The sequence below is a fragment of the Mitsuokella multacida DSM 20544 genome (genome assembly GCF_000155955.1).
Classification (GTDB): Bacteria; Bacillota; Negativicutes; order Selenomonadales; family Selenomonadaceae; genus Mitsuokella; species Mitsuokella multacida.
Map to the genome: position 1 here is coordinate 26,526 of NZ_GG697142.2, position 7,020 is coordinate 33,545.

Annotated in this window: 7 protein-coding genes; all 7 read left to right on the forward strand. The window is 60.2% G+C overall.

The window, feature by feature from the left end:
• Positions 1–4: 4 nt before the first annotated feature.
• The 7 genes from MITSMUL_RS06920 (at position 5) to MITSMUL_RS06950 (ending at position 6,983) form a co-directional block, all read left to right on the forward strand.
• Positions 5–961, forward strand: coding sequence for a branched-chain amino acid ABC transporter permease (locus MITSMUL_RS06920; RefSeq protein ID WP_005841254.1), 957 nt, complete (start codon positions 5–7; stop codon positions 959–961).
• Positions 954–1,718, forward strand: coding sequence for an ABC transporter ATP-binding protein (locus MITSMUL_RS06925; RefSeq protein WP_005841256.1), 765 nt, complete (start codon positions 954–956; stop codon positions 1,716–1,718). The genes MITSMUL_RS06920 and MITSMUL_RS06925 overlap by 8 nt, the downstream gene beginning before the upstream one ends.
• Before the next feature lie 44 nt (positions 1,719–1,762).
• A complete protein-coding gene (locus MITSMUL_RS06930) occupies positions 1,763–2,479 on the forward strand; it encodes an ABC transporter ATP-binding protein (protein ID WP_040636000.1) in 717 nt (238 codons plus the stop codon).
• 98 nt (positions 2,480–2,577) lie between these two features.
• Positions 2,578–3,222: a CBS domain-containing protein gene (locus tag MITSMUL_RS06935; protein ID WP_040636002.1), complete on the forward strand. Its 645-nt coding sequence runs from the start codon at positions 2,578–2,580 to the stop codon at positions 3,220–3,222.
• A 214-nt stretch (positions 3,223–3,436) separates the two neighbouring features.
• Positions 3,437–4,399, forward strand: coding sequence for a TAXI family TRAP transporter solute-binding subunit (locus MITSMUL_RS06940; RefSeq protein ID WP_005841262.1), 963 nt, complete (start codon positions 3,437–3,439; stop codon positions 4,397–4,399).
• 106 nt (positions 4,400–4,505) lie between these two features.
• Positions 4,506–4,991 (forward strand): DUF1850 domain-containing protein, encoded by a 486-nt coding sequence (locus MITSMUL_RS06945; protein WP_005841263.1) that lies wholly within the window; start codon positions 4,506–4,508, stop codon positions 4,989–4,991.
• A 51-nt stretch (positions 4,992–5,042) separates the two neighbouring features.
• Complete coding sequence (locus tag MITSMUL_RS06950; RefSeq protein ID WP_374938906.1) at positions 5,043–6,983, forward strand: TRAP transporter permease; 1,941 nt, start codon at positions 5,043–5,045, stop codon at positions 6,981–6,983.
• The last annotated feature ends 37 nt before the right edge of the window (positions 6,984–7,020 follow it).

Genomic DNA, 7,020 nt, shown 5'->3' on the forward strand with positions numbered 1-7,020 from the left:
GCATATGAAATACTTACGCAAGAATGACTGCATCATGCTCGTCTTCTCAGTCGTCCTGTTCGCAGTCCTGCAGCTCCTGATCACGGAGCGCATCCTGAGCTCGTTCTGGCAGCTCAACCTCCTGATCATCGGCATCAACATCATCCTGGCCGCGAGCCTCAACCTCATCAACGGCTACACGGGCCAGTTCTCGCTCGGCCACGCCGGCTTCATGGCCGTCGGCGCCTATGTCGGCGTCGTCCTGACGACTAACTTCCACCTGCCGTTCGCCGTGGCCTTGATTGCGGGCGGCATCGCCGCCGGCTTCCTCGGCTTCCTCGTCGGCATCCCGACGCTGCGCCTGCGCGGCGACTACCTTGCCATCGCGACGCTGGGCCTCGGCGAGATCATCCGCATCGTCATCATGAACATCCAGTACGTCGGCGGCGCGGCCGGTTTCAAGGGAATCCCACACCACACGACGTTCGCCTGGGTCTTCTTCATCATGCTGTTCACGCTGTTCTTCATCAAGAACTTCGTCAACTCGAACCACGGCCGCGCCTGCTTGGCCATCCGCGAGAATGAGATTGCGGCAGAGTCCATGGGCGTCAACACGACGAAGTACAAGGTCATGGCTTTCACGATCGGCGCTGCCTTTGCCGGCGTCGCAGGCGGCCTGTTCGCGCACTGCTTCTACCTCATCAGTCCGGCGTCCTTCACCTTCATGCAGACGTTCAACTACCTCATCATGGTCGTCATGGGCGGCCTCGGCTCCATCACGGGCTCGATTGCCGGTGCTTTCGTCGTCACCTTTATTTCGGCTGCGCTCGCGAGCTGGCCGGAGTTCCGCATGATCATCTATGCCATCGCGCTGATCCTCCTGATGTTCTATCGCCCGCAGGGCCTGTTCGGCTACATGGAGATCACGAATATGGGCATTTTCCGCCGTATTTTCAAGAAAGGGGAGACGCCTCATGAGTGAGCTCTTGCGCACCGAGAATGTCTCGGAAGTATTCGGCGGCCTTAAGGCCGTCACGGATTTCAACATCCATCTGGACCGCGGCGAGCTCGTCGGCCTCATCGGGCCGAACGGTGCGGGCAAGACGACAGCCTTCAACATGCTGACGGGCGTCTATCAGCCGACGACGGGCAGCATCACCTTCGAGGGCGAGAGCATCGTCGGCCTCAAGCCGTATCAGGTCACGCAGCGCGGCATCGCGCGCACGTTCCAGAACATCCGCCTGTTCTCGGAACTCACGGTCCTCGAGAACGTCAAGATCGCCTTCCACTACCACGTCAAGTACGGCCTTCTGGAGTCGGTCTTCCGCATCGGCCGCTACTTCAAGGAAGAGGAAGAAATCGAGAAGGAGGCACACAGACTCCTCAAGATCTTCCACCTCGACGACAAGGCCTATGAGGTCGCCAAGAACCTGCCGTACGGCGCACAGCGCCGCCTCGAGATTGCGCGCGCTCTCGCGGCCAAGCCGAAGCTCCTGCTGCTCGACGAGCCGGCTGCCGGCATGAACCCGCAGGAGACGAAGGAGCTCATGGACATGATCCGCTGGATCCGCAAGGAGTTTGGGCTGACCATCCTGCTCATCGAGCACGACATGAGCCTCGTCATGGGCATCTGCGAGCGCATCTATGTGCTCGAATACGGCGAGATCATCGCCCAGGGCACGCCGGATGAGATCAAGCAGGACCCGGAGGTCATCCGGGCCTACCTCGGCGGCGAATGAGCAGGGTCAGAAGTACGGAAGATGTACGGAAAGCAGGGATGTATATGGCAGAACCGATGCTGAAAATCGATAATATAGACGTGTACTACGGCGCCATCCACGCGCTCAAGGGCATTAGTCTCGAGGTCAAGGAGGGCGAGATCGTCACCCTGATCGGCGCCAATGGTGCCGGCAAGTCGACGACGCTGCGCACGATCTCGGGACTCCTGAAACCGAAGACGGGCGGTATCACCTTTCTCGGCCAGGATATCGCGGGCGTGCGCGCACACGAAATCGTCAAGAAGGGCATCTCGCAGGTGCCGGAGGGGCGCCGCGTCTTCGCGGAGATGACGGTCATGGAGAACCTCGACCTCGGCGCCTTCGTGCGCAAGGACAAGGCTGGCATCCAGCAGGACCTCAAGCATGTCTTCGAGCTCTTCCCGCGCCTCGAGGAGCGCAAGAACCAGTCGGCCGGCACGCTCTCAGGCGGCGAGCAGCAGATGCTCGCCATGGGCCGCGCGCTCATGAGCCGCCCAAAGCTCCTGCTGCTCGATGAGCCTTCGATGGGCCTCGCGCCGCTGCTCATCAAGGAGATCTTCAACATCATCGTCGACATTAACAAGAGCGGCACGACGGTCCTGCTCGTCGAGCAGAACGCCAACATGGCACTCTCCATCGCCAACCGCGCCTACGTCCTCGAGACGGGCCGCATCACGCTCTCTGGAAGCGCAAAAGAGCTCGCGGCCAGCGAGGATGTCCGCAAGGCCTACCTTGGCGGCTGATGTGTTTTCCCGGTGCATTCGCCGTGCGGCAGGAACTCTGGAATCCGTGGCGAATGTATCCTTATCAAGATCAAGAAAATCGCAGAGGGGGATTCTGAATGTTTGTAGCAAATCGCATGGCCAAGAACCCGGTGACCGTCTCGCCAGACACGCCGGTCGATGAAGCGGCTTCGGCCATGAAGAAGGGCCATTTCCGCCGCCTGCCCGTCGTCGAGGACGGCAAGCTCGTCGGCTTCCTTTCGGACAAGGACATCATGCGCGTGGCGCCGTCGCCGGCGACGACGCTCTCGCGCTACGAGGCGCGCTCGCTGCTCGCCAAGCTCAAGATCGGGGACATCATGAACAAAGAGGTCATCTCCGTCAATGAAGATGCGACGATCGAGGAAGCGGCGCTCATCATGTACAACCACAAGATCGGCGGTCTGCCCGTCGTCTCGAGCGTCGGCGCTGTCGTCGGCGTCATCACGGAGACGGATATCTTCAAGACATTCGTCGATGTCATGGGCCTGCAGGAAGGCAAGACGCGCCTGACGCTGCTCGTCGACAACAAGGTCGGTGTCGTCTACGACATTGCCGGCATCTTCACGGAATGCGGCCTGTCCATCGACAGCCTCGTGACGTGCCGCCAGCCGTATGGCAAATACGAGATTGTCGTGCGCGGCGACATCCCTGATGTCGATGCCATCAGCGCGAAGATCAAGGCCAAGGGATATGAGATCATCCATACGGCCCGCATCGGCTGAGCCAAGCGCAGCACATAGCAAATACAGAAGCTCAAGGAAGAGCCTTTTCTCCACGGAGTTTGTGGAGGAAGGGCTCTTTTTGTTCCTTGTATACAGATATACATTACAGATTTACAGGTAAATTCCATTTTCTAACTTGCCAGTGTATATATACTATGTTATAATTTTATACATAATATAATTCATCCGATATAAATAGTGGGAGGCGTTCAACATGAAGTTTCATTCTTTGACCAAAATGCTGACCGTGGGACTCATAGCGGTTGTGACAGCGGCGCTCTTAGCCGGATGCGGCAGTGAGAGCAGCCAGAAGAAATTCCTCAATATCGCGACGGGCGGTACGGCTGGCACGTACTACCCGATCGGCGGTGCGATGGCGGAGATCCTCAATAAGGAGATCCCGGGCATGAATGCGAGTGCGCAGTCGACTGGTGCGACGGTCGCGAACATCAACATGCTCAAGGATAACTCCGTCGACCTGGCCATCGTGCAGAACGATATCACGTACTACGCCGTCAATGGCACGGAGATGTTCAAGGACAAGAAAGTCGACAACATCCGCGGCATCGCCTCGCTCTATCCGGAGACCTGCCAGTTCGTCACGCTTGACAAGTCGGGCATCAAGAGTATCAATGAGCTCAAGGGCAAGCGCGTCGCCGTCGGTGCGGCCGGCTCCGGCGCTGAGGCGAATGCCCGCCAGATCCTCGAAGCGTACGGCATCACCTACGATGACATCGACGTCCAGTACCTGTCCTTCGCTGAAGGCGCCAGCGCCCTCAAGGACGGCAACGTCGATGCAGCTTTCCTGACGGCCGGCTATCCGACCTCGTCCGTACAGGATATCGCCTCGCAGAACAAGGTCCGCCTGTTGCCGGTCGATGCCGACAAGGCCGAGGCCCTGATCGCGAAGTACCCGTTCTACACGAAGACGACAATCCCGGCCGGCACGTACGCTGGCTTCGACGAGGAGGTCCCGACGATCTCCGTCATGGCAATGCTCGTCGCGACGGACAAGGTCGACGATAAGATGGGCTATGACATCGCGAAGGCCATCTTCACGAATCTCGACCGCCTGCAGGCCGCTCATTCCGTCGGCAAGCTCATCACGAAGGACACGGCCCTCGAGGGCATGTCGCTGCCGATGAATGCCGGTGCCGAGAAGTTCTTCAAAGAGTAATAGCAATGTGATCTAGAAAAAGGCCTCTTTCGTCCGCTCATGCGACGTGCTGTGCGCGATGGATGTGCGGTGGAGGAGGCCTTTTTGATATTGTCTGGTGGTCTGTATGCGTCGTTATCCGATCTGTCTCTGGCTGACCCTGCTCGGCTCTGTCTTCGCCGTGCTCTCCGTCCTGCTGACGCCGTGCTTCACTGTGCGGGCGGCGGGGGAGCGCGTGGCGATGGTCGAGGCGAGGGCCGGTCTGCCATTTTCTATCCACTTCATCCACTCGGTGCAGAAGACGCCGGTCCTCGAGAACCTCGAAGTCAATGAGGCGAAGGACGGCTTCACTCTGCTCTCGACGAAGTACCAGTCTTTCGGCGTAGGGCTGCCGTTCCTTGCCGAGGAAGGCGACTTCCGTGAGGAAGGCGACTACTATGTCTTTGACCACATGGACCGACATTTTAAGACCCTCGCCCTGCGCACGGGCGTTGGCACGCAGCTGACGCTGACGGTCGCGGGGCGGGAGTATCGCCTCTATGAACGATATGCGCCCGGCACGCGCATCGATCTCGCCATCGTGCCGTTCTACCGGGCTCTGCTCGGCAGCTGACTCCGATACTTTTCCTTCCCTGAGATGTTCAGGAGCAGGGAAGCAGAAAGGATGTTTTTTATGACTGAAAAGCTGGACCCAAAATCCGCAGAAGACATTTTAAAGAAATACGATAAAGAATCCGATACGATGATGTACAAGGGGGTCATGGCGAAGATCGTCTCCGCCATTGCCATCACGTTCTCCATCTTCCAGCTCTACACGGCGACGTTCGGCGTGCTCGACGCGCAGCTGCAGCGAGCCGTCCACCTCGGCTTCGGCCTGGCGCTCGTGTACCTCCTGTACCCGACGCGCAAGTCGTGGTCGCGCTACAAGGTGCATCCGTTTGACGTGCTGCTCTCGATCCTCGGCGCTGCGGCACCTGCCTACATCGTCTTCGAGTACCAGCACCTCGTGCTGCGCTCGGGCACGGTCTCGGGCGTGGACCTCGCCGTCGGCCTGCTGGGCATCCTGCTCGTCATCGAGGCGACGCGCCGCATCGTCGGCCTGCCGATGGTCTGCGTCGTGCTGGCCTTCCTGATCTACGCGTTTGCCGGCCCCTACATGCCGGGCGTTCTCGCGCACCGCGGGCTGACAATCGAGCAGCTCGTTGGCCACCTCTACTTCACGACGGAGGGCATCTTCGGCATTCCGCTCGGCGTCTCGTCGACGTTCATCTTCCTGTTCATCCTGTTCGGCGCCTATCTGGAGTCCACGGGCCTCGGCAAGTTCTTCATTGACCTCGCCAACGCCATCGCGGGCTGGGCCAGCGGCGGTCCGGCGAAGGTTGCCGTGCTGTCGTCGGGCCTCATGGGCACGGTCTCCGGCAGTTCTGTCGCCAATGTCGTCGGTACGGGCTCTCTGACCATCCCGATGATGAAGAAGCTCGGCTACCACAAGGATTTTGCCGGTGCTGTTGAGGCGGCGGCCTCGACGGGCGGCCAGCTCATGCCGCCGGTCATGGGCGCGGCGGCCTTCCTCATGGCGGAGTTCGTCGGCGTTCCCTACATCGACATCGTCAAGGCGGCCATCGTGCCGGCCTTCCTCTACTTCGCCGGCATCTGGCTCGGCGTCCACTTCGAAGCGAAGCGCGGCAACCTCAAAGGCATCCCGCGCAGCCAGTTGCCGAAGATCGGCACAATCCTCAAGGAGCGCGGCCATCTGGCCCTGCCGCTCATCGTCATCGTCTACTTGCTCGTATCCGGCTACACGCCGATGCGCGCGGCGCTCGTCGCCATCGTCCTGTCCATCCTCTGCTCGGCTCTGCGCAAGTCCACGCGCATGAAGCCAATCGAGATTGTCCGCGGCCTCGACCGCGGCGCGCGCAATGTGCTCTCGGTCCTCGTCGCCTGCGCCGCAGCCGGCATCATCATCGGCGTCGTCACGAAGACGGGCGTCGGCCTCAAACTGGCTTCGGGCCTTCTGGACCTCTCGGGCGGCCTGCTGCTGCCGACGATGTTCTTCACGATGATCACGGCCATCGTCCTCGGCATGGGCGTGCCGACGACGGCCAACTACGTCATCACCTCGACGATTGCGGCACCTGCTCTCGTGCAGATGGGCGTCCCCGTTCTCTGCGCGCACATGTTCGTCTTCTACTTCGGCATCATCGCCGACGTCACGCCTCCTGTCGCCCTGGCGGCTTTTGCCGGGTCCGGCATCGCGGGCGGCAACCCCCTGAGGACCGGCATCAATGCGTCGAAGCTGGCCATCGCGGCCTTCATCATCCCGTACATGTTCGTCCTGTCACCCGTGCTCTTGATGCTCGAGGGCACGATGCTCGACCTGTTCATGACGACGCTGACGGCGCTCATCGGCATGGTCGCGCTGTCCTCGGCGCTCATCGGCTATCTGGCGGACAACTGCAGCCTGCTGGAGCGCCTCGTGCTCGTCGCAGGCGGCCTCATGATGATCAAGCCGGGCTTCATGACGGATATCGCAGGCTTCGCCCTGTTTGCCGTCATCCTCATCCTGCAGCTCAAGCGCCGCAAGAGCGCTGCGCAGGCCTTATAAAGCTCTCCTCAATTACTCAATTGCATATACCAAAAAA

What these genes read in the sequence shown, in the direction of transcription:
- MITSMUL_RS06950 (WP_374938906.1), top strand. Translation starts at nt 5,043, where the DNA reads ATGTTTTTTATGACTGAAAAGCTGGACCCAAAATCCGCAGAAGACATT.
- MITSMUL_RS06920 (WP_005841254.1), top strand. Translation starts at nt 5, where the DNA reads ATGAAATACTTACGCAAGAATGACTGCATCATGCTCGTCTTCTCAGTC.
- MITSMUL_RS06930 (WP_040636000.1), top strand. Translation starts at nt 1,763, where the DNA reads ATGGCAGAACCGATGCTGAAAATCGATAATATAGACGTGTACTACGGC.
- MITSMUL_RS06935 (WP_040636002.1), top strand. Translation starts at nt 2,578, where the DNA reads ATGTTTGTAGCAAATCGCATGGCCAAGAACCCGGTGACCGTCTCGCCA.
- MITSMUL_RS06925 (WP_005841256.1), top strand. Translation starts at nt 954, where the DNA reads ATGAGTGAGCTCTTGCGCACCGAGAATGTCTCGGAAGTATTCGGCGGC.
- MITSMUL_RS06940 (WP_005841262.1), top strand. Translation starts at nt 3,437, where the DNA reads ATGAAGTTTCATTCTTTGACCAAAATGCTGACCGTGGGACTCATAGCG.
- MITSMUL_RS06945 (WP_005841263.1), top strand. Translation starts at nt 4,506, where the DNA reads ATGCGTCGTTATCCGATCTGTCTCTGGCTGACCCTGCTCGGCTCTGTC.